The organism is Bacillus sp. MT(2024), assembly GCF_036362845.1.
Lineage (GTDB): Bacteria > Bacillota > Bacilli > Bacillales > Bacillaceae > Bacillus > Bacillus velezensis.
This window is the reverse complement of sequence record NZ_CP143632.1, coordinates 3,644,236-3,666,020: the sequence shown is the minus strand read 5'-3', so window position 1 is coordinate 3,666,020 and position 21,785 is coordinate 3,644,236. Positions and strand designations below refer to the sequence as shown.

Here is a 21,785-nt window from a genome sequence, read left to right as displayed (position 1 = left end):
GATGTCCTTGTTTTTCAGCTTGTGATACATATACACATGACGGCGAAAAAGAAGCCGGCATTTAGGATTTCCAGAATGCCGATCGTTTTCACCGGCCAGTCTCTTCCGTGAAAAAACCAGGCCCGCAGACTGCTTGGGATAAAAGCGAGAAACGCCCAGCCTGCCCCGAGAAGAGCCGATAAAAAGGGGAGCAAGAGGTGATATCCCCACGACCAGTAAGCAAACCTTCTGTTTTTTCTCTCCCGTATGACCGATTTCACATAAAAAGAACTCCCGACAAAAAATAAAGCGGATTGCAAGAATAGAAACCAAGCCCAGCCGTCAAGGATTCCCGTTCCCAGCCAGCAGCTCGCAAGCCCGCCTGAACAAAAGAACAAGACTCCCGCAATATCATTCGTGAGCGCCCGTTCGTTTTTTCGGCGGGCATAATGCGTATGTATGAGAAACAGCGGCAATAAAAAAACGCCGATCCAGACGAGCTGCGGCTTATGAAAGACAGAAATGATCAAAAAGCAGCAGGCCGGAAAACCGTAATACCATATCCACTTTTGATAAGGCTGAAGCTGTTTCTTTTTCAAAGCGAGCGAAACGGGATAAACCGTCAAGTAAAGGAACAGCCAGCCCAGAAAGAGCGGAATATGCCAGAAAACCGGGCCTCCCTTGACCATGCCGAGTAAAAATGGAATCAGCAGCATCGCCCATGCGCCGTGCTGCTTCGGAATCATCGCTTTCATCGAAACCCTCCTTTTTATTTCATTATAAGTGCAGTCATCCTTCCGATAAGTGACATTCATCATACAAGCTGTGAAATACATCACTGCCGAGCGGGCTCAATCGGGCTACACTAAAGCTATCAATAGCACAGGAGGCTTTCCTATGAATCAGTGTGACTATTTATTATTTCTGAAACAACTTCCTATGTTTAATGAAGTGCCTCTGTCCATTGTCGAAACCTTGCTGAAAAACGGGACGTTTATCCGCGGCTCATCTGACCAATCTCCATCCTTTCTTCATTCACAATCCGTTTATATTGTATTAAAAGGCAATATCCGTTTTACGGACAGCAGGCTCCCTGAAGGGTCGCAAACCGTTGCGCTGTGGGAAAAAGGCGATGTGTTTCCGATTGATGAAAAAGGCGGGCTCTCTTTATCGCCTTTTATCTCAGTCAATGCCTCACCGGATATTCTGGTACTCCATATTCCATATTCTATATTTAAGCAAATGATGTCTTACCATCCGCGGCTGCAAATGAACTTTTTGGCGATGCTTCAGCAAAATGTCTTCTGTTCCTATCAGTTGTTTTTGCGGTATCTGCATACATCACTGGATGAAAACGCCGAACCCGGTTCTTAAACAGAACCGGTTTTTTTGATGACGCGGGCGTCCTCATATCGTTTGAAAATCCTTCCTGCTGATCTGTGTGAACGTTTTGTGAAAAAAGCAGAGTGTGTGACTTAGTTCACAAGGTGATGCGCCGTCTCTGTTTATAGTGTACATAGCATCACCTGACTCGGAAGGAGTGAACGATCATGAAGAAAAAGAAAATGAGTCCGTTGCTCAGGAGATTAAACTATTTTTCTCCTATCGAACATCATTCAAATAAACATAGCCAAACGACAAGCGAAGATCGTGATTGGGAGAATGTATACAGAAACAGATGGCAGTACGACAAAGTCGTTCGCTCCACCCACGGCGTCAACTGCACGGGTTCTTGCAGCTGGAATATTTATGTGAAAAACGGAATTGTCACGTGGGAAGGACAAAACTTGAATTATCCATCAACAGGACCGGATATGCCTGATTTCGAACCGAGAGGCTGTCCGCGGGGGGCCAGTTTTTCATGGTACATCTACAGCCCGCTCCGTGTGAAATATCCATATGTGCGAGGTGTGCTGATCAATTTGTGGCGGGAAGCACTGCAGACGCATCAAAATCCGCTGGATGCCTGGAAATCGATCGTTGAAAACCCTGAAAAAGCGAAGTCCTATAAACAGGCAAGAGGGAAAGGCGGATTTGTCCGCGCGGAATGGCCGGAAGTGCTGAAGCTGATTTCAGCCTCTCTGCTGTATACAGTGATGAAATACGGGCCTGACCGGAATGTCGGTTTTTCTCCGATCCCGGCGATGTCCATGATCAGCCACGCATCAGGTTCGCGATTCATGTCTTTAATCGGCGGCCCAATGCTCAGTTTTTATGACTGGTATGCGGATCTCCCGCCGGCATCCCCGCAAATTTGGGGTGACCAGACGGACGTTCCGGAAAGCAGTGATTGGTACAATTCAGGCTATATCATCACATGGGGCTCCAACGTTCCGTTAACGAGAACGCCTGATGCGCATTTTCTGGCGGAAGCCCGCTATAAAGGCGCCAAGGTCATTTCAATCAGTCCCGATTTTGCGGAGTCCTCAAAGTTCGCAGATGACTGGCTGAGCATCCGCCAGGGGACTGACGGGGCGCTTGCGATGGCGATGGGGCACGTCATTATGCAGGAATTTTACGTGAACCAAGAAACTGAACGTTTTATTGAGTACGCGAAGCAATACACCGATTTTCCATTCTTCGTCACTCTGTCAAAGGAAAATGGCGTATACACTGCGGGGCGGTTTTTGCATGCGAAAGACATCGGGCGGCAGACAAAGCATGATCAGTGGAAGCCGGCTGTCTGGAATGAACAGACAGGTGCGTTTGCCATACCGCAAGGAACAATGGGCTCCCGCTGGGACGGGCAGCAGAAATGGAATCTGCATATGATCGATGAAGACACTGGGGAACCGATTGAACCCCGTCTCTCTGTGCTCGGAATAGAGGATGAAATCAGTACAGTGCGCATTCCGTATTTTTCAAATGACGGAAACAAAGTGCTTGAGCGGAATCTTCCTATTAAAAAATTGGATCTGAATGGTGAAGAGACGTACGTCACGACCGTGTTTGACTTGATATTGGCAAACTACGGCGTGAACCGGGGCATCGGCGGACAATCAGCCGCATCTTATGATGATCCCCGTCCGTTTACACCTGCCTGGCAGGAACAGATCACGGGAATTAAAAGAGAAGCCGTTATACAGATTGCCAGGGAGTTTGCTCAAAATGCGATCGATACAGACGGCAGATCGATGATTATCGTAGGGGCGGGAATCAACCACTGGTTCAACTCCGACACGATTTACCGCGCGGTGTTAAATCTTGTTTTATTGGTAGGCGCCCAAGGCGTAAACGGCGGAGGCTGGGCTCATTATGTCGGTCAGGAAAAGCTCCGTCCTGCTGAAGGGTGGCAGACGATCGCAACCGCAAAGGACTGGGAAGGCGTGCCTAAACTGCAAAACGGCACCTCATTTTTCTACTTTGCGACAGACCAGTGGCGTTATGAAGACCAGCCGATCAGTGACTTGGCTTCACCGATCGCCGCGTCATCCCGCTACAAGCATCACGCCGATTACAATGTGCTGGCAGCGCGATTAGGGTGGCTGCCGTCCTATCCGACATTCAATCAAAACGGCATCAATCTGTATCAAGAAGCTGAGAAGGCGGGGGCGGCGACACCTGAAGACGTAGGTGCGTACGTGGCCTCACGGCTTCAAGAGAAAAAATTGAAATTCGCGATTGAAGACCCGGACAATGAAGTGAATTTCCCAAGGAATCTCTTCGTATGGCGGGCTAATCTGATCTCAAGCTCAGGAAAAGGGCATGAATATTTTCTCAAGCATCTGCTGGGGACTACGAACGGTCTGATGAATGACGACAGCGACAGCATCCGCCCTGAAGAAATCAAATGGCGGGAACAGGCGCCGGAAGGCAAGCTTGACTTGTTAATCAATCTCGACTTTCGAATGGCCGGTACGGCGCTGTATTCCGATATCGTGCTGCCGGCGGCGACATGGTATGAAAAACACGATCTCAGCAGCACGGATATGCACCCGTTTATTCATCCTTTTGCTCCGGCGATCTCGGCGCCGTGGGAATCGAGGTCAGACTGGGATATTTTCAAAGCACTGTCAAAAGCCGTTTCCGACCTGGCGGAAGAAGTCGAGATGGAGCCGGTGAAAGAGGTAGTCGCGACGCCGCTCCTCCACGACACGATGCAGGAATTGGCCCAGCCGTTCGGAAAAATCAATGACTGGAGCAAGGGCGAATGTGAAGCCATTCCGGGAAAAACGATGCCGAACATCCATGTCGCTGAACGGGATTACAAACACATTTTTCATAAAATGACCGCGCTCGGCCCTCATACGGCTTTAAAACCGAGCGGAACAAAAGGGATGAGCTGGTCGATCGCCGATGAATATGAATCGCTCAAAAAGAGACTGGGAGAAACCGATTCAGACGGCGTTGCCAAAGGATGCCCGAATATAAGTGAAGCAAAGCAGGCGGCAGAAGCGATTTTAACCCTGTCGTCCACCTCAAATGGAAAGGTCGCCGTAAAAGCATGGGAATCGCTTGAAAACATCACAAACCTGAAGCTGAAAGACCTGGCGGAAGAACGCGAGGAAGAATGCTTTACGTTCGAGCAAATTACAGCCCAGCCGAAAACGGTCATCACGTCTCCGGCTTTTACCGGCTCAGAAAAAGGAGGGCGCAGATACTCGCCGTTTACGACGAATGTGGAAAAATTAATCCCGTGGCGGACGCTGACAGGCAGACAATCCTATTATGTCGATCATGAACTGATGATGGAATTCGGTGAAACGATGGCGACATTTAAACCGATCCTCCAGCACCGTCCGTTCCTAAGCAAGCGGCCTGATCAAGAGGGCAAAGAGATCGTTCTTAATTATTTGACGCCGCATAATAAATGGTCCGTTCACAGCATGTATTTTGATTCCCTGCCGATGCTGACGCTGTTCCGGGGCGGGCCGACCGTGTGGATGAATAAAGATGACGCAGAGGACACGGATATCAAAGACAACGATTGGATTGAATGCTTCAACCGAAACGGCGTTGTCGTGGCGAGAGCGGTTTTGTCTCACCGGATTCCTAAAGGAATGGCGTTTATGCACCATGCCCAGGACCGCCACATCAACGTGCCCGGCACAAAACTGACGAATAACCGCGGAGGCACCCATAACAGCCCGACAAGGATTCACGTCAAGCCGACCCAGATGATCGGGGGCTACGCACAGCTCAGTTACGGCTTTAACTATTACGGTCCGACAGGGAATCAGCGCGATCTGAATGTCGTCATCCGCAAGCTGAAGGAGGTCGATTGGCTTGAAGATTAAAGCGCAGATCGGGATGGTCATGAACTTGGATAAATGCATCGGCTGCCATACGTGCAGTGTCACCTGCAAAAACACGTGGACAAATCGTTCCGGTGCGGAATATATGTATTTTAATAATGTAGAAACAAAGCCCGGCATCGGCTACCCGAAGCAATGGGAGGACCAGGACAAATATAAAGGCGGCTGGACGTTGAAAAAAGGAAAGCTTGAACTGAAATCAGGCCCGAAAACAAACCGGCTTGCAGGCCTTTTCTATAATCCGAATCAGCCGACGATTGATGATTACTATGAACCTTGGAACTATGATTATGAAACATTAACAAACAGTCCGCAGAAAAAGCACCAGCCGGTGGCGCGGCCGAAATCGTCCTTGACGGGTGATTTTATGAATATCGAATGGGGCCCGAACTGGGAGGATGATCTCGCGGGCGGCCATATTACAGGGCTTGAAGATCCAAACGTTCAAAAAATGGAGGAATCGATCAAAACAGAATTCGATGAGGTCTTTATGATGTATCTGCCCCGTATTTGTGAGCACTGCATCAATCCGGCATGCGTGTCATCCTGCCCGTCCGGCGCCATGTACAAACGTGAGGAAGACGGCATCGTACTCGTTGATCAAAACGCGTGCCGTTCATGGAGATATTGCGTCTCATCCTGTCCTTATAAAAAAGTCTATTTTAACTGGCAGACGAACAAAGCGGAAAAATGCACACTCTGCTTTCCGCGCTTGGAGGCGGGGCTGCCGACCATCTGCTCCGAAACGTGTGTGGGCAGAATCCGCTATCTCGGCGTCATGCTGTACGACGCGGATAAAGTGGAGGAAGCGGCCTCCGTTGAAAATGAAAAGGATCTCTACCATTCCCAACTGGACATTTTTCTTGATCCGAATGATCCTGAGATTGCCAAATTGGCAAAAGAACAAGGCATCCCGGCTGAATGGATAGAGGCCGCGCAGCAATCGCCGATCTATAAAATGATCATCGATTGGAAGATTGCGCTTCCGCTTCACCCTGAGTACCGTACGCTGCCGATGGTTTGGTACATTCCGCCGCTCAGCCCGATTATGAATCTCTTTGAAGGAAAAGGCAGCCGGCAAACGGCGGAAGATATTTTCCCGGCTATCGACCAAATGAGAATTCCGATTGACTATTTGGCCCAGTTATTAACGGCCGGTGATACGGATCATATTCGGTCAACGTTAAAGAAAATGTCCGTCATGCGTCAGTATATGAGGGCGGTCCAGACGAATAAATCCATCGACGCGGCACTGACCTCCGGTGTCGGTTTAACAGAACAGCAAATTGAAGACATGTATCGGCTGCTTGCGATCGCCAAATATGATGACCGCTTTGTGATCCCGAGCAGCCATCGAGAAGAAGTGTCTGATTTATACGCTGAACAAGGAAGCTGCGGCTTGTCATTTTCAGGCGGCCCCGGCTCTTGTTTCTAACTTTTGATAAATGAGGTGGAACAAGATGAACACCACAGACCGGCAAATCACATTCTCCGCTCTTTCCTGTCTCCTGTCTTATCCGGATGAAGAGTGGAGAGCCGGGCTTCCCGATTGGAAGGCTCTTATCCATGACATCACCAATCAGCAAATCCGTGAGAAACTGCTGCAATTTTTCGAGGCGGCAGCCAGGTTTTCTCGAAAAGCGCTGATTGAACACTATGTGTATACGTTCGATTTCGGAAAAAAAACGAATATGTACGTCACCTACTTTAACTCAGGCGAACAAAGGGAACGCGGCATCGAATTGCTGCATTTAAAAAACACCTACCAGCAATCCGGTTTCCTGCCGACAGAGAAAGAACTGCCTGATTACCTGCCGCTGATGCTGGAATTCGCCGCAGTTGCGGAGATTGAAGCGGTGAGAAGCGTGTTTGAGAAATACCTGTCCAATGTGAGGGAGCTGGCTTCCCGCCTCGAAAAAAATGACAGCCTCTATGCTGAGCTGCTGCACGTGCTGCAGGCCGCGCTGGAAAGCATCGGTGTACGTGAAAGCACTGAAGAAGGGGCTGTTCAGGCATGAGCGGGCAGATCCTGTGGGGGATTATGCCGTACATTGTATTGACGATCTTTATCGGCGGGCATATTTACCGCTATCAGCATGACCAATTCGGCTGGACGGCGAAATCAAGCGAGCTGTTAGAAAAGAAAAAACTCGCGGCGGGCAGCACACTTTTTCACTGGGGACTGCTGTGCGTTGTCGGGGGACATGTCATGGGAATTCTGATCCCGGAAGGCGTGTATACTGCACTTGGCATTTCAGAGCATACGTATCACAAAATGGCGATCGGCGCAGGCCTGCCGGCGGGGATTGCGGCTTGTGCCGGACTAGTGATCCTGACGTACAGAAGGCTGTTTGACAAAAGAATCCGCAAAACCAGCTCGCCATCGGATATCCTGACGCTCATCCTGCTGCTGTTCATGATGCTGTCAGGCGTTGCGGCCACGTTTCTCAACATTGATTCGAAAGGATTTGATTACAGGGCAACAGTCGGGCCGTGGTTCAGGGAAATTGTTTTGTTCCGGCCTGACGCTTCTTTGATGGAAAGTGTCCCGCTATGGTTTAAGTTTCATATCATCATAGGGTACGTCGTTTTTACCCTCTGGCCGTTTACAAGATTGGTTCACGTATTCAGCCTGCCCCTCAAGTATTTGACCCGCAGCTATGTTGTCTATCGGAAACGCACGTAAAAATCCCCCTGCAAGAGGGGGATTTTTTATGGTGAGAAAATAAAAACATAAGATATTTTCTGCCAAGGTAATGGCTGGGCGGCGGGGATTCCTGTTATGTTTTATGTGGAAATAACATCAACAAAAGGAGAGTGAAGAATGAAGCGGATTTTCCTCATTTTAGCCGCCTGTCTGATGACAAGCGCCGGCGTCCTGACACTCAGACATTCTCATGTATTAACCGGCGGCACAGCGGGACTGTCACTAAGCCTGTCATACTTGTTTCATTCCTCATTTGCGATTATCTTCTTTCTGATCAATATCCCGTTTTATATATTTTCTCTCATCAGAATGGGAATCAAATTCACTCTATCCACTGTTTTTGCAGTCACAGTGCTGACTCTGTTTACCGGCGCGGATCACTGGCTGCCGCCGGTCTCTGTCTCACCGCTTGCCGGGGCGATTTGCGGCGGGGCGCTGATCGGGTTCGGCCTGTCGCTCATGTTTTATCATCAGGCATCGCTCGGCGGCGCCAATATCCTCGCTTTATTTCTGCAAAAGCGCTGCGGATGGAACCCGGGTGCCGTTAATTTCCTCTTCGATTTTGGCGTCGTGCTGGCCGGCATTTTCTCCGTCGGATTGCTGAAAGGGCTCTTCTCCTTAGTGTCGATTGCGGTCACCGGTCTGATCATCGGCATCTTCAAAAATAAAATCAAAGGCAGCTGCTCGCTCAATCCGGCATTGCTTCAGAACATCACACCCGGCCAATCACAGGAAGTGTCATCATAATCCTTTCCGCTCGTGCGGAGAGGATTTTTCATATGTTTACAGGCTGGAAAACAGAGGGTATACAGAGATATCGGATCAGATGGGAGAGAGTCGGGATGCTGAAAAGGAGACTGGAATTTTGCTTTTTATATATGATGCTTATCGGAGCATATGTCATATGGTTTTTTCCGGTTTCCAGGCTTGAGTTTTACGGAGGGTTGCTTTGCTACGCAAGCATTATTTTGTTCAGCATCTATTCGTTAATTCTTGAAAACCGCACCTCGCAGCACACGCTGTTATGGATTCATATTCTTGTGTTTTTTCCGATCGCCGGGTACTTATTTTACCTTTTTTCCGGCCAGCTTTATGAAAAAGGCAAGCTGTTCAGGTCGAAACGGACATACAACCGGGAAAAGCTGAGAACGATATTTGATATGGAACAGACGCCCGATCTGTCCGGGCTGAAAGGAAATCAGAAGCGTTTCTTTCAATATTCAATCAAGGCATCCCATATGAATATCAATACAAAAAGCAGGCTGAAGGTGCTCAAAAACGGGGATGAAACATTTCCGGAGCTGTTTGAAGCGCTCAGGTCGGCAGCATCATTTATACATATTGAGTATTACATGTTCAAATCAGACATGCTTGGGCACAAGATGATGGACATTATGATGGAAAAAGCGCGTCAAGGCGTGGAAGTGCGGTTTTTGTTCGACGCGGCCGGCAGCCTGAAGCTGGCCGGAAAAGACATTAAAAAACTGAAACGCGCGGGCGTGAACATCGTCCCGTTTCTACCGCTGAAATACGGTTTTTTCAACCAAAAATTCAATTTCAGAAATCACCGCAAGATCGTCATCGTTGACGGGAAAACCGGTTTTGTCGGCGGGCTGAATGTCGGCAAGGAGTATATCGGCAAAGACCAAAGTGTCGGTTTTTGGCGGGACACCCATATGAAAGTCGAAGGAGAAATCGTTCAGACGCTCCACAGCATTTTTATGCTTGATTGGGAATACGTTTCGGATGAGGTGCTGATTGATCAGAAAGCATACAGCCGCCCGGTCCCTGCAGAAAGCGGCGGCGTCTATCAAGTCGTTCCGACGGGCCCCGATATGAAGGAACGGATGAGCGATCTGTATTATGCCATGATAGCGGCAGCCGAATCATCTGTATGGATCGCGACGCCTTATTTCGTGCCGAATGAGCCGATCCGCACAGCGCTAAAGGAGGCTGCTGCCAGAGGCGTCCGGGTGCGAGTCATGGTGCCGGAAACCAATGACGGATTTTTAACCCAGTATGCGACGAGATCGTATTTCCCCGAGCTTCTTCGCGAAGGAATCGAAGTCTATTCCTATCAAAAAGGCTTTATGCATCAAAAGGTGCTCATCACTGACGGAAACCTCGCCTCTGTCGGGACGGCGAACATGGACATGAGAAGCTTTCAGCTGAACTTTGAGGTCAATGTCTTTTTTACAGATCAAAAGGCGATCAAAGATCTTGAAGCGCATTATCTGGAGGATATGAGAGAGTCTGAGAAAATCAGCCCCGTCCGTTTCTATAAGCGCACATTATGGGAAAGAACGAAGGAATCCTTCGCGCGGTTATTTTCCGGCGTTTTATAAAAAACGCTTTTAAAACTCCTTGTGTATAGTATAATTGAGAAATATTATCATTAGGAACGAGGCACAAGGAGGACGGAATCGTGCTGCGACAATTTTTTTCTTATTATAAACCGTACAAAAAGCTGTTTTTTCTCGACTTCTTTTCTGCCATCGCCGGCGGATTGATGGAGCTGAGTTTTCCTCTGATTGTTAATTACTTTATCGATACATTGCTCCCGGGGCGGGATTGGCGTCTGATTATTTTGACTTCCGCTGCTTTATTCGGAGTCTACGCCCTCAGCTCGGCGCTTCAGTATGTTGTGACGTATTGGGGCCATATGCTCGGCATTAACATTGAAACCGATATGCGGAAAAAGCTTTTTGACCATCTGCAAAAGCTTTCGTTCAAATTTTACGATAACAACAAAACGGGCAGTTTAATGTCCAAGCTCACCAATGATTTGATGTATATCGGAGAAACCGCCCACCACGGGCCTGAAGACCTGTTTATCGCGGTCATGACGATTTTGGGCGCGTTCGGTGTGATGCTGTTCATTAACTGGCAGCTCGCGCTGTTGACCTTTATCATTATGCCGGTCGTCATTTGGCTTGCTTTGTATTTTAATAAAAAAATGACCTCTGCGTTTACAAAACTGAACAAAGACGTCGGAGACTTCAGCGCGAGGGTCGAAAACAATATCGGCGGCATCCGTCTTGTTCAGGCTTTCAGCAATGAAGCGTTTGAAACGCAGCGGTTTGACGTGAACAATCAGCGTTTCCGCAAAACTAAGCTGACGTCATATAAAATCATGGCGAAAAACGGCTCGATCAGTTACATGCTGACAAGATTCGTCACGCTGTTCGTCCTGTTGTGCGGGACATGGTTCGTGATCCGCGGATCGTTATCTTACGGAGAATTCGTCGCTTTTGTGCTGCTGACGAACGTTCTGTTCCGTCCGATTGATAAAATCAACGCGATTATTGAGCTGTATCCGAGAGGCATTGCCGGTTTTAAAAGCTTTATAGAAATAATGGAAACGGAGCCTGATATCAAGGACGCCCCGAACGCGAGACATGTGTCCGGTTTAAAAGGGAATATCCGTTATGATGGTGTGTCATTCGGTTACGAAGAAAACAGCCCGGTTCTGTCGGGAATCAATTTGTCCATTCATGCCGGGGAGACAGTCGCATTCGTCGGGCCTTCGGGAGCGGGAAAATCAACGCTGACAAGTCTGCTGCCGCGCTTTTATGAGCCGTCTGAAGGCGTGATTTCCATCGACGGAATCGATATTAAGGACATGACGCTGTCATCTCTGCGCGGACAAATCGGCGTCGTCCAGCAGGATGTCTTTCTGTTTTCCGGCACATTGCGGGAAAACATTGCGTACGGGCGGCTCGATGCGTCTGAGGAAGAAATCCGGCAGGCCGTCCGCCAGGCACATTTAGAGGATTTGGTAAACGGGTATCCCGACGGTTTAAACACGGTGATCGGCGAGCGCGGCGTGAAGCTGTCAGGCGGGCAGAAGCAACGGCTTTCCATCGCCAGAATGTTTTTGAAAAACCCGTCGATCTTAATTTTAGACGAGGCTACATCAGCCCTCGATACAGAAACGGAAGCCGCCATTCAAAAATCGCTGCAAGAGCTGTCTGAAGGACGCACAACGCTTGTGATCGCCCATCGGCTGGCTACGATTAAGGATGCGGACAGGATCGTCGTCGTCACGAAAGAAGGCATCGCTGAACAAGGTCATCATAAGGAACTGCTGGCATCCGGCGGCATGTACCAGAGACTCCATCAGGCCCAATTCGGCGAGCTGATACATGAATAATGGAAAAAGGATAGACGAGCGGGGGCCGGGCAGCCTCCTGTCTATCCTTTTTTATGTAGTCCGTATTTAATGGGCTTCTTTTTGCGCAGGTTCGATGATATGTTTGAAACGGTCAACAAGCTGCACCGCTTTCTTTCCTTCCACTACAATTAAATATTCTTGTTCTTTATGAGCCATTCTGAACGTTTCCAGCTCAATGATATCTTTGATTTTGCACATTGTTTTTTTAGAGTAGATATACAGCTCGTGGCCTCCCGTGTGGCAAAGCTGATAAAGCTGAAGCATGTTTCTTAAAGTGAACTTCTTAGCGGCTATTTTCAAAGATGTAATGTTTTTCATGTGTTTTCTCCTCCGTCTGATGGTCTGTTATTTCGGAAATTCCCCATATGAACGGGTGATAAACCTGGTTATACCTTCCACCTCAGCACTCCGCCCGCCAGGCGTTTAACTCCGCGGATGGCGCTTAATTCTTCGACGAGCCGGAGCAGCGCCCGGTCTTTCTCTTTCGCCTCAATCATAAAATCGATGTCCGCATCCCATTGTCTGAACCGCTCCAGCACCGGCAGAATAAAATTCGCATCCACATAGTCCGCATGACTGCGTACGGCTGATTCTGATTTTGGCGAGGAGAGATGGACCTTCGGCTTTAAGCCGATCCGCTGCCATGTTTTGATCATCCGCGGAAGAATGTCATCTAAATCAGCGTCATCGGTCGGATTGGCGTAAAAATGGTGATAATCAAACACAAACGGAATGCCTTCTTGCTCACATACACTGAGTGTTTCCTCGGACGTATATGTTTTATCATCGTTTTCTAAAGTCATCCGCTGTTTGATGACATCGGGAAGTTCTTTCAGATTCACGCGGAAACGGCCAAGCGCGCTTTGTTTGTCACCGTAAGCGCCTCCGACATGGATGTTGATGACGGAACGGTCCGCGATGCCCATTGCGTCCAGCATGTCATAATGATAGGCCATATCCTTGACCGCATTTGCGGTAATCTCCCGTTTCGGGCTTGTAAAAAGCGTGAATTGGTTCGGATGAAAGCTCGTTCTGAGGTCATATTTTCTGACCAGCCCGCCGATCTCACGAAACTCCTGGCGAAACGGCGTGATAAAATCCCACATTACATCCGGGTGCGTGGCGAGCGGCACAATTGAGCTTGAGAACCTGTACAAAGGGATGCCGTGGCCGACCGCATAGTGGAGGGTGCGCAGCGTATTGGTAAGATTTGCTTTCGTCACAGAAAGCAGGGCGTCTTTCCGCTCACTGCGGGAAAGCTTGGTATAGCGCGCATATGTTAAGGTTTTGGCGGGGGACGCGTCCCAAAGGCACATGGCGTTTGCGACGAATCCGAATCTGAACAGCATATGGTTTCTCCTTTATAAAAAGTAAGATATGGCCTTTCCCAGCCATTCTGCAGGAAGCTGTCTGACGGAGCGCTGTTTCACTTTTTCTAATGTGAGAAGCTCGGATTTTTCGATGTCCTGCTTTATGGTTGAAAGCACTTCCTTTGTAAAGGCTTCATCATGAATGATGACATTCACCTCTTCATTCCAGAACAGGCTCCGTTTATCAAAATTCGGCGTGCCGATAATGCTGATGCGGTCATCTATAATGAAGGCTTTAACATGATAAAAGCCTTGATAATACCGATAGATGAGGCAGCCGGCCTTCAGAAGCTCGGGATAATAGGCAAAAGCTGTTTCCCGAACGAGCGGGTGATCTGATTTCATCGGAACGATCAAGATGACTTTGACGCCTTTTCGGCAGGCTGAAATAAGCGCTTCCTGAAGCTTTTTGCTCGGTACATAATAAGGCGTGCCGATGATGATTTTTTTCTCCGCCTTACGGATGCAGTTTTCATAATGCGATTCAAGCGAAAAACCGTCAGATGCATATGTCCTATGAGAGATATTCCCTTCGGATAATGCCGGATAAACCCCGGGTGATTCGGGTGTTTTTCCGGTATTTCGTTTCAGGTCGCTTACAAAAAGAGTCTGAAGATCCGCCGTGCCTTCGCCGGTCATCCTCAGGTGATAATCCTCCCAGTTTCCGAACTTCGCTTTTTTGCCGAGGTACTCTTCAGCGATATTAAAGCCGCCGACATAGCCGATTTTGCCGTCAATGACGGTCACTTTCCGGTGATTCCGTTTTTGCAGCCTGAAAAAAAGAAACGGAAATGCCGGTTTATTTAGAAAATGAACGTGAACGCCGGCTTTTTTCATCGTTTGAATGGAAGGCTTTTTCACTTGGCGGCTGCCCGCCCAATCGAGCAGCAGATATACGGAGACGCCGGCCCGGGCCTTTTCTTTCAATAAATCAAACATCTCATGGCTGACTTGGTCGTTCTTCATAATAAAAAACATCATATGAATAGAAGAGACGGCTTGGCGGATATCAGCCGTCATCTGCTGCACAAGCTCGCTTCCGCAGTGAATGAGTGTGATATTACTCTTTTTCGGGTCAAAAACGGGCTCATACGCCTGTTTTTTGTACGCCGCCCGGCCAAGCAGCATATCAAACAGCATAAGTGCGATCAATATGATAAAAATGACAAGCAACACAAAAATGACCTTCATAGCGACGCTCCTTTCCGAAGTATCCGTAGTGTGCCCTGAGAATGTGAATTTAATTATTGACTGAACACTCATTCATTATTTATGATAAAGTAAAGATATGACAATGAAGAGGGGAATCAGAACAAAGGGGGAGACAAGATGAACGCATTTCTCATGGTAAACGCGCTGCTGTTTTCAGCTGTAACCGCTTACGCCGTTTATTTATTCGTTTACCTGATCAGAACGAGGATCGCTTATATTAAGCTCGGCCAAAGGGAAGAATTTGATAAACGCCTGAAAGAACGTCTTCAGAAGATATGGGTGAATGTGTTCGGACAGAAAAAATTGCTGAAAGATAAAAAGAGCGGAATCATCCACGTTCTGTTTTTTTACGGTTTTATACTCGTTCAGTTCGGCGCAATTGATTTTATTCTGAAAGGGCTGCTTCCTGACCGGCATCTGCCGTTCGGCCCGCTTTATCCGGCGTTTACCTTTTTTCAGGAAATCGTCACGTTTCTGATTTTAATCGCCGTAGTCTGGGCGTTTTACCGGCGCTACATTGAAAAGCTCGTCAGACTGAAACGCGGGTTTAAAGCGGGGCTTGTCCTGCTGTTTATCGGCGGACTGATGGTGACGGTGCTTCTCGGGAACGCCATGAACCTTTTATGGCACGATCATTCTCTGTCTTGGACGGAACCGATCGCTTCCTCCATTGCGTTTGTGCTCGGGGGTCTTTCAGCGCCGGCGGCCGCCGCCGTATTTTATGTTTCATGGTGGCTTCATCTGTTGTTTTTGCTCAGCTTTTTAGTATACGTGCCGCAATCAAAGCATGCGCACTTAATTGCGGGCCCGGCGAATGTGTTCCTCAGCAGGCTGGATTCAAAAGGAAAGCTGGAAAAAATTGATTTTACCGATGAGACGAAAGAAAGCTACGGCGTCGGAAAGATTGAAGACTTCCGCCGCTCTCAGCTTGTCGACCTTTACGCCTGCGTCGAATGCGGCCGCTGTACAAATATGTGTCCGGCCTCCGGTACGGGCAAAATGCTCTCGCCGATGGACCTCATTTTAAAGCTCAGAGACCATTTGACGGAAAAAGGCGCTGCCGTGACGTCAAAATCTCCGTGGGTGCCCGCGCCCGTTTTTCAGCACACGAAGGCGAATCAGCTCGCCGCGGCTTCCTCAGGGGGAGGATCGCGTGAAGCGGCGGCAGCCATTGATTACAACCCGAGCTTAATCGGCGAGGTCATCACGGAAGAGGAGATTTGGGCGTGCACCACTTGCCGCAACTGTGAAGATCAATGTCCGGTCATGAATGAACACGTTGATAAAATTATCGATCTGCGCCGCTATCTTGTGCTTACGGAAGGGAAGATGGACAGCGACGCGCAGCGGGCCATGACAAGCATTGAAAGACAGGGAAACCCGTGGGGCCTAAACCGGAAAGAGCGGGAGAACTGGCGGGAGCAGGCTGATACAGAGATTCCGACAGTGAAAGAAATGAAAAAACAAGACAAAGAGTTCGACTATTTGTTTTGGGTCGGCTCAATGGGTTCCTACGACAACAGGAGCCAAAAGATTGCCGTCTCATTTGCAAAGCTGCTCAATGAAGCGGGCGTATCCTTTGCGATTCTCGGCAATAAGGAAAAAAACTCAGGCGATACGCCGCGCCGTTTGGGCAACGAGTTTCTGTTCCAAGAGCTGGCGGAACACAACATCGGCGAATTTGAAAAACACGGAATCAAAAAAATCGTCACAATTGATCCGCACGCCTATAATATGTTCAAAAATGAATATCCTGATTTCGGATTCCGGGCCGAAGTCTATCATCATACTGAATTATTAGCCGAGCTTGTGTCACAGGGGAAACTAAAACCGCTTCACCCGGTCAATGAAACGATTACCTTCCATGACTCGTGCTATTTAGGAAGATACAATGAAGTGTATGAGCCGCCGAGAGCGATCTTAAAAGCCATTCCGGGCGTTCAATTGAAGGAAATGGAGCGCAGCCGCGAAAACGGGATGTGCTGCGGCGCCGGGGGAGGGCTCATGTGGATGGAAGAAGAAACGGGAGCGAGGATCAACACGGCCCGGACTGAGCAGGCGCTTTCTGTCAGTCCGACGGTCATCAGCTCCGGATGTCCTTACTGTCTGACCATGCTCGGTGACGGGACGAAAGCGAAAGAAGCCGAAGACGCGATCGGCACTTATGATGTCAGTGAATTGCTCGCCATGTCTGTATTCGGCGCCGAAAAACAAGAGTCTTTATAGAAAGAAGCGGGCCGCCGGCGCATATGCCGGCGGCTTTGTTTTCGCACATCAGCCGATTTATGAAGGGAAGGCTCTAAAATTTCTTAAATTACGCTGTTTAGGGTAGCATATTCTGTTTTAATTTGTTTATAATGAGAGGTATGGTTTATGAACAAAACAATACAAATTCGTTCTTATTATAGGATAGAAACAGATACATATAAGTAATAGAAAGGGAGTGTCCGACCTTGGGTATCAAACAATATTCTCAGGAACAGCTGAAGCAGATGGCTTTAGTTGAAATCGCTCACGAAATTTTCTCAGAACATAAAAAACCGGTTCCGTTCCAGGAGCTGCTGAATGAAATGATCTCCTTGCTCGGTGTTACGAAAGAGGAACTGGGCGACCGTATCGCCCAATTTTATACAGACCTCAACATTGACGGCCGCTTTATTGCTCTGTCAGATCAGACATGGGGGCTCCGCAGCTGGTATCCGTACGATCAGCTGGACGAAGAAACACAGCCGACTGTAAAAGCGAAAAAGAAAAAAGCGAAAAAAGCCGTTGAGGAAGATCTCGATCTTGATGAATTCGAGGAAGTTGATGAAGATGACATCGATCTCGATGAAATGGAAGAAGATATTGACCTTGACGCAGACAGCTTTGAAGACGAAGATATCGATGAAGAAGATGACGACGAGCTTGAGATTGAAGATGAGATGATTGAAGAAGATGAGGAAGATTATGATGATGAGGAAGAGGATCGCAAAGACTGATTTTATATCAGCAAAACGATCTTGACTTTCATTGTCGAACTATGTAGTATGTATTTTGGGCTCTTCAAAAAGAAGAGAATTCATAAGAGTGCTACGCTCCCTTTCAAGAAATTGAAAGGGAGCTTTCTTATTTTCATCTCCCAAATTCTTTTACACATCATTTGTTTTTAGTGAAATGATTTTCTATAAAACGGCACATTTTAAGGAATGTAGCGCAGACCGAAGAGAGGAGCAAACGAAATGACGAAATATATTTTTGTAACCGGGGGAGTTGTATCATCACTCGGAAAAGGAATTGTGGCAGCATCACTCGGCCGCCTTTTGAAAAACAGAGGCATGAGCGTCACCATCCAAAAATTTGACCCTTATATCAACGTTGACCCGGGAACGATGAGCCCGTACCAGCACGGTGAGGTATTCGTTACCGATGACGGCGCTGAGACTGACCTTGATTTAGGGCATTATGAGCGGTTCATTGACATTAATCTGAACAGATTCAGCAACGTGACGACCGGTAAAATCTATTCTGCCGTATTGAAAAAAGAGCGCCGCGGGGACTACCTCGGCGGAACGGTTCAGGTCATTCCGCACATCACAAATGAACTGAAAGACCGTGTGTACCGTGCAGGCAAAGAAACAAACGCAGATGTAGTCATTACTGAGATCGGCGGAACAGTGGGAGACATCGAATCCCTTCCGTTCCTTGAAGCCATCCGTCAAATGAAAAGCGACATCGGCCATGAAAACGTGATGTACATTCACTGTACGCTTGTTCCGTACATCAAAGCGGCGGGCGAGCTGAAAACAAAACCGACGCAGCACAGCGTAAAAGAGCTGAGAAGCCTCGGTATTCAGCCTAATATCATCGTCGTGCGCACGGAAATGCCGATTTCTCAAGATATGAAAGATAAAATCGCGCTCTTCTGCGATATTGACACGAAAGCGGTCATCGAGTGTGAAGATGCGGACAACCTTTACTCCATCCCGCTTAACCTTCAGGAGCAGGGACTCGATAAGCTTGTCTGCGATCATATGAAATTAGAATGCAAAGACCCGGATATGACGGAATGGAAAGACCTTGTCACGAAAGTGAAAAACTTGTCTAAAACCATTACAATCAGCCTTGTCGGTAAATACGTCGAGCTTCAGGATGCTTACATTTCAGTCGTTGAATCACTGCGCCACGCGGGCTATGCGTTTGACGCTGATGTGAAGATCAAATGGATTAACGCCGAAGAAGTGACAGAAAGCAATATTCAAGAGCTGACTGGCGGCACAGACGGAATCATCGTGCCCGGCGGTTTCGGGGACCGCGGCGTAGAAGGGAAAATCATCGCCGCCAAGTATGCGCGTGAGAATAAAATTCCGTTCTTCGGCATCTGCCTCGGTATGCAGATTGCATCCATTGAATATGCGCGAAACGTATTAGGTCTGGAAGGGGCTCACTCTGCGGAGATCGATCCGTCCACCCCTTATCCGATCATCGACCTTCTGCCAGAACAAAAAGATGTCGAGGATCTTGGAGGAACGCTTCGTCTCGGACTGTACCCTTGTAAGCTTCAGGAAGACACGAAAGCCTTCGAAGCGTATGCGGATGAAGTGGTATACGAACGCCACCGCCACCGTTATGAATTCAACAACGAATACAGACAGCAAATGGAAGAGAACGGTTTTGTGTTCTCAGGAACAAGCCCTGACGGCCGTCTTGTGGAAATCATCGAGCTGAAAGACCATCCTTGGTATGTCGCTTGCCAGTTCCACCCTGAGTTCAAATCAAGACCGACAAGACCTCAGCCTTTATTCAAAGACTTTATCGGCGCTTCCGTACAAGCTGCAGAACAGAAGTAATAAAAAAAGACTTGCCTCCTTTAAAAGCGGCAAGTCTTTTTTCTGCATCAGGCATATTCCTGCATCATTTCCTTTAACGTAAAGGATAGCGCGTGATAGACATACAGGCCTGTCATTAATGAAGGAAAGCCGTATCTTGTCCCGTCTTCATCGGGCAGAAGCGGCATTTTTAATTTGCTGTCAATATGAACATCACAAAATTCCTCAATCCCGGTTTGATCTTTGATGACAGGAGATACGCAAACGAGGCCGACCCCTTTTTCATAAAGCTTTTGAGCCAGCGTCTGTTCTTCAGCTGTGCCCGGACCTGAACAAAACATCAGCACCCTGTCGCTTTCTGTAATCGAATCAGCTGTATCCGGAAACGCTTTGACGGAAGGCATCGGTTCTGAGCCGAGTTCCGCCTCGCACAAAATGCCCTGCATCTCATTTGCGCCGTATAAATAAATGGTATGACCGCTGACGGCTGCCTGCGCCAGCAGGCGCGCGCCGTCTTCTATTGCTTCGGATTCCTTATCCTGAATGCGGGAAAAAATGCCTGCAAGCTGTGTCGTAAATATCTTTAACATGAGTGAAACCTCCTTTACACATACAAGAACAGTATACAACAAAAGAGAAAATGCTCAGAAAATGTCGGAAAGTAGACTATTATAATTAAAGGAAATGTGAAAATCAAACAGAATACATAAACAACTGCTTCCTTTTGACGAAAATGATAATATTGGGGTGTAAAATGATGAATGAAAAGATTTTAATCGTAGATGACCAATACGGTATACGCATATTGCTCAATGAAGTGTTTCATAAAGAAGGGTACCAGACGTTTCAGGCCGCCAACGGCATACAGGCGCTGGACATCGTAACGAAAGAACGGCCCGATCTCGTGCTTTTAGATATGAAAATCCCCGGCATGGACGGTATCGAAATTCTCAAGCGCATGAAGATGATCGACGAATCCATCCGCGTCATTATCATGACCGCTTACGGAGAACTCGATATGATTAAGGAATCAAAAGAGCTCGGAGCGCTGACTCATTTTGCGAAACCTTTTGACATTGATGAGATCAGAGACGCGGTGAAAAAATATTTACCTCTAAAATCGAATTAATAAAATTAGAAACAATTATGTCATTGTGTTGCCGATTTGTCGAAAAGTTGGTATCCTAGAGATGGAGAAAAAGCGATCTGTTGTTTTACATATGACAGGTTTTTATGGTCATGCTATAGGTGGAAAGCTTTTTTCGAGAAGAAGCAAATCAGGCTACATAAGGAGGACTTTCGACATGCCTTTAGTTTCAATGACGGAAATGTTGAATACAGCTAAAGAAAAAGGATATGCTGTTGGACAATTTAACTTAAATAACCTTGAGTTCACTCAAGCTATTTTACAAGCAGCAGAAGAGGAAAAATCCCCGGTTATTCTTGGTGTTTCAGAAGGCGCGGGACGCTACATGGGCGGCTTCAAAACAGTGGTTGCCATGGTTAAAGCTCTTATGGAAGAATACAAAGTGACAGTTCCTGTCGCGATTCACTTAGACCACGGTTCAAGCTTTGAATCTTGTGCGAAAGCGATTCATGCAGGTTTCACTTCTGTAATGATCGACGCATCTCACCATCCGTTTGAGGAAAACGTAGCAACTACAGCTAAAGTGGTTGAGCTTGCTCATTTCCACGGCGTTTCAGTTGAAGCTGAGCTTGGAACTGTAGGCGGACAGGAAGATGACGTGATCGCTGAAGGCGTAATCTATGCTGACCCTAAAGAGTGTCAAGAACTTGTAGAGCGCACTGGCATCGACTGCCTTGCACCTGCACTGGGTTCTGTTCACGGTCCTTACAAAGGCGAACCGAACCTCGGTTTCAAAGAAATGGAAGATATCGGAAAATCAACCGGCCTTCCGTTAGTACTTCACGGCGGTACAGGAATTCCGACTGCCGACATTAAAAAATCAATCTCACTTGGTACGGCTAAAATCAACGTAAACACTGAAAACCAAATTTCTTCTGCAAAAGCTGTCCGCGAAACATTGGCAGCTAAGCCGAACGAATACGATCCTCGTAAATATCTTGGACCTGCTCGTGAAGCGATCAAAGAAACGGTTATCGGCAAAATGCGTGAGTTCGGTTCTTCAAACCAAGCTTAATCCGATGTAACATCCATAAACCGCCTGACAGCATTGACAGGCGGTTTTATGTCTTACCTTTAGAAAGCGCAATCATGTTTTACAGTTCTGAAAATTTATTACTGGGGAGGCTTTCCTT

The 21,785-nt window shown here is 47.8% G+C and carries 18 protein-coding genes; 13 read left to right on the top strand and 5 right to left on the bottom strand.

Annotated elements, in window-relative coordinates:
- Positions 1 to 14: 14 nt before the first annotated feature.
- A complete protein-coding gene (locus VP472_RS18220) occupies positions 15 to 734 on the bottom strand; it encodes a YwiC-like family protein (protein WP_146275722.1) in 720 nt (239 codons plus the stop codon).
- 142 nt (positions 735 to 876) lie between these two features.
- Here VP472_RS18220 and VP472_RS18215 point away from each other — a divergent pair, with 142 nt between their 5' ends.
- The 8 genes from VP472_RS18215 to VP472_RS18180 all read left to right on the top strand — a co-directional run bounded on the left by VP472_RS18215 (position 877) and on the right by VP472_RS18180 (position 12,094).
- Positions 877 to 1,353 carry a cyclic nucleotide-binding domain-containing protein gene (locus VP472_RS18215; RefSeq protein WP_015387562.1) on the top strand — a complete coding sequence of 159 codons (477 nt, stop codon included), beginning with the start codon at positions 877 to 879 and terminating at the stop codon, positions 1,351 to 1,353.
- Positions 1,354 to 1,529: 176 nt separating this feature from the next.
- Complete coding sequence (locus VP472_RS18210; protein ID WP_146275720.1) at positions 1,530 to 5,216, top strand: nitrate reductase subunit alpha; 3,687 nt, start codon at positions 1,530 to 1,532, stop codon at positions 5,214 to 5,216.
- Positions 5,206 to 6,669 carry a nitrate reductase subunit beta gene (gene narH, locus VP472_RS18205; protein WP_146275718.1) on the top strand — a complete coding sequence of 488 codons (1,464 nt, stop codon included), beginning with the start codon at positions 5,206 to 5,208 and terminating at the stop codon, positions 6,667 to 6,669. Before VP472_RS18210 ends, narH begins: the two co-directional genes overlap by 11 nt.
- Positions 6,670 to 6,694: 25 nt before the next feature.
- Positions 6,695 to 7,252 carry a nitrate reductase molybdenum cofactor assembly chaperone gene (gene narJ, locus VP472_RS18200; protein WP_146275716.1) on the top strand — a complete coding sequence of 186 codons (558 nt, stop codon included), beginning with the start codon at positions 6,695 to 6,697 and terminating at the stop codon, positions 7,250 to 7,252.
- Positions 7,249 to 7,920: a respiratory nitrate reductase subunit gamma gene (gene narI, locus VP472_RS18195; protein WP_102422805.1), complete on the top strand. Its 672-nt coding sequence runs from the start codon at positions 7,249 to 7,251 to the stop codon at positions 7,918 to 7,920. The genes narJ and narI overlap by 4 nt, the downstream gene beginning before the upstream one ends.
- Positions 7,921 to 8,058: 138 nt before the next feature.
- A complete protein-coding gene (locus VP472_RS18190; RefSeq protein ID WP_077722981.1) occupies positions 8,059 to 8,688 on the top strand; it encodes a YitT family protein in 630 nt (209 codons plus the stop codon).
- Positions 8,689 to 8,783: 95 nt separating this feature from the next.
- Positions 8,784 to 10,286 carry a cardiolipin synthase gene (cls, locus tag VP472_RS18185; protein WP_043867509.1) on the top strand — a complete coding sequence of 501 codons (1,503 nt, stop codon included), beginning with the start codon at positions 8,784 to 8,786 and terminating at the stop codon, positions 10,284 to 10,286.
- Positions 10,287 to 10,366: 80 nt separating this feature from the next.
- Positions 10,367 to 12,094 carry an ABC transporter ATP-binding protein gene (locus VP472_RS18180; RefSeq protein WP_017418722.1) on the top strand — a complete coding sequence of 576 codons (1,728 nt, stop codon included), beginning with the start codon at positions 10,367 to 10,369 and terminating at the stop codon, positions 12,092 to 12,094.
- 66 nt (positions 12,095 to 12,160) lie between these two features.
- Here VP472_RS18180 and VP472_RS18175 read toward each other — a convergent pair whose 3' ends face one another.
- The 3 genes from VP472_RS18175 to cls (VP472_RS18165) form a co-directional block, all read right to left on the bottom strand.
- Complete coding sequence (locus tag VP472_RS18175) at positions 12,161 to 12,433, bottom strand: hypothetical protein (protein WP_003151087.1); 273 nt, start codon at positions 12,431 to 12,433, stop codon at positions 12,161 to 12,163.
- A 68-nt stretch (positions 12,434 to 12,501) separates the two neighbouring features.
- Entirely contained in the window at positions 12,502 to 13,464 is a 963-nt protein-coding gene (uvsE, locus tag VP472_RS18170) for a UV DNA damage repair endonuclease UvsE (RefSeq protein ID WP_146275714.1), read from the bottom strand.
- Between the two features lie 12 nt (positions 13,465 to 13,476).
- Positions 13,477 to 14,676, bottom strand: a complete 1,200-nt coding sequence (cls, locus tag VP472_RS18165) for a cardiolipin synthase (protein WP_146275712.1) — start codon at positions 14,674 to 14,676, stop codon at positions 13,477 to 13,479.
- A 138-nt stretch (positions 14,677 to 14,814) separates the two neighbouring features.
- Here cls (VP472_RS18165) and VP472_RS18160 point away from each other — a divergent pair, with 138 nt between their 5' ends.
- From VP472_RS18160 to pyrG, 3 genes are all read left to right on the top strand, one after another.
- Positions 14,815 to 16,923, top strand: a complete 2,109-nt coding sequence (locus VP472_RS18160) for a (Fe-S)-binding protein (RefSeq protein ID WP_003151094.1) — start codon at positions 14,815 to 14,817, stop codon at positions 16,921 to 16,923.
- A 227-nt stretch (positions 16,924 to 17,150) separates the two neighbouring features.
- Positions 17,151 to 17,678: a DNA-directed RNA polymerase subunit delta gene (rpoE, locus tag VP472_RS18155; protein WP_146275710.1), complete on the top strand. Its 528-nt coding sequence runs from the start codon at positions 17,151 to 17,153 to the stop codon at positions 17,676 to 17,678.
- A 240-nt stretch (positions 17,679 to 17,918) separates the two neighbouring features.
- Positions 17,919 to 19,526 carry a glutamine hydrolyzing CTP synthase gene (gene pyrG / locus VP472_RS18150; RefSeq protein WP_003151098.1) on the top strand — a complete coding sequence of 536 codons (1,608 nt, stop codon included), beginning with the start codon at positions 17,919 to 17,921 and terminating at the stop codon, positions 19,524 to 19,526.
- A 47-nt stretch (positions 19,527 to 19,573) separates the two neighbouring features.
- Here pyrG and VP472_RS18145 read toward each other — a convergent pair whose 3' ends face one another.
- Positions 19,574 to 20,095, bottom strand: coding sequence for a DUF2529 domain-containing protein (locus VP472_RS18145; protein WP_025853590.1), 522 nt, complete (start codon positions 20,093 to 20,095; stop codon positions 19,574 to 19,576).
- A gap of 164 nt (positions 20,096 to 20,259) precedes the next feature.
- On the opposite strand from VP472_RS18145, the gene spo0F reads away from it, so the two are divergent.
- Complete coding sequence (gene spo0F, locus VP472_RS18140) at positions 20,260 to 20,634, top strand: sporulation initiation phosphotransferase Spo0F (protein WP_012118670.1); 375 nt, start codon at positions 20,260 to 20,262, stop codon at positions 20,632 to 20,634.
- 175 nt (positions 20,635 to 20,809) lie between these two features.
- On the top strand, positions 20,810 to 21,667 hold the full coding sequence (locus tag VP472_RS18135) for a class II fructose-bisphosphate aldolase (RefSeq protein WP_003151102.1): 858 nt from the start codon (positions 20,810 to 20,812) through the stop codon (positions 21,665 to 21,667).
- The last annotated feature ends 118 nt before the right edge of the window (positions 21,668 to 21,785 follow it).

Bases quoted from the DNA above. Each gene is read 5' to 3' on its own strand.
- narJ (WP_146275716.1), top strand. From the start codon at position 6,695: ATGAACACCACAGACCGGCAAATCACATTCTCCGCTCTTTCCTGTCTC.
- uvsE (WP_146275714.1), bottom strand. From the start codon at position 13,464: ATGCTGTTCAGATTCGGATTCGTCGCAAACGCCATGTGCCTTTGGGAC.
- cls (WP_146275712.1), bottom strand. From the start codon at position 14,676: ATGAAGGTCATTTTTGTGTTGCTTGTCATTTTTATCATATTGATCGCA.
- VP472_RS18145 (WP_025853590.1), bottom strand. From the start codon at position 20,095: ATGTTAAAGATATTTACGACACAGCTTGCAGGCATTTTTTCCCGCATT.
- VP472_RS18190 (WP_077722981.1), top strand. From the start codon at position 8,059: ATGAAGCGGATTTTCCTCATTTTAGCCGCCTGTCTGATGACAAGCGCC.
- VP472_RS18175 (WP_003151087.1), bottom strand. From the start codon at position 12,433: ATGAAAAACATTACATCTTTGAAAATAGCCGCTAAGAAGTTCACTTTA.
- VP472_RS18215 (WP_015387562.1), top strand. From the start codon at position 877: ATGAATCAGTGTGACTATTTATTATTTCTGAAACAACTTCCTATGTTT.
- pyrG (WP_003151098.1), top strand. From the start codon at position 17,919: ATGACGAAATATATTTTTGTAACCGGGGGAGTTGTATCATCACTCGGA.
- VP472_RS18210 (WP_146275720.1), top strand. From the start codon at position 1,530: ATGAAGAAAAAGAAAATGAGTCCGTTGCTCAGGAGATTAAACTATTTT.
- spo0F (WP_012118670.1), top strand. From the start codon at position 20,260: ATGATGAATGAAAAGATTTTAATCGTAGATGACCAATACGGTATACGC.
- VP472_RS18220 (WP_146275722.1), bottom strand. From the start codon at position 734: ATGAAAGCGATGATTCCGAAGCAGCACGGCGCATGGGCGATGCTGCTG.
- VP472_RS18135 (WP_003151102.1), top strand. From the start codon at position 20,810: ATGCCTTTAGTTTCAATGACGGAAATGTTGAATACAGCTAAAGAAAAA.
- VP472_RS18160 (WP_003151094.1), top strand. From the start codon at position 14,815: ATGAACGCATTTCTCATGGTAAACGCGCTGCTGTTTTCAGCTGTAACC.
- narI (WP_102422805.1), top strand. From the start codon at position 7,249: ATGAGCGGGCAGATCCTGTGGGGGATTATGCCGTACATTGTATTGACG.
- cls (WP_043867509.1), top strand. From the start codon at position 8,784: ATGCTGAAAAGGAGACTGGAATTTTGCTTTTTATATATGATGCTTATC.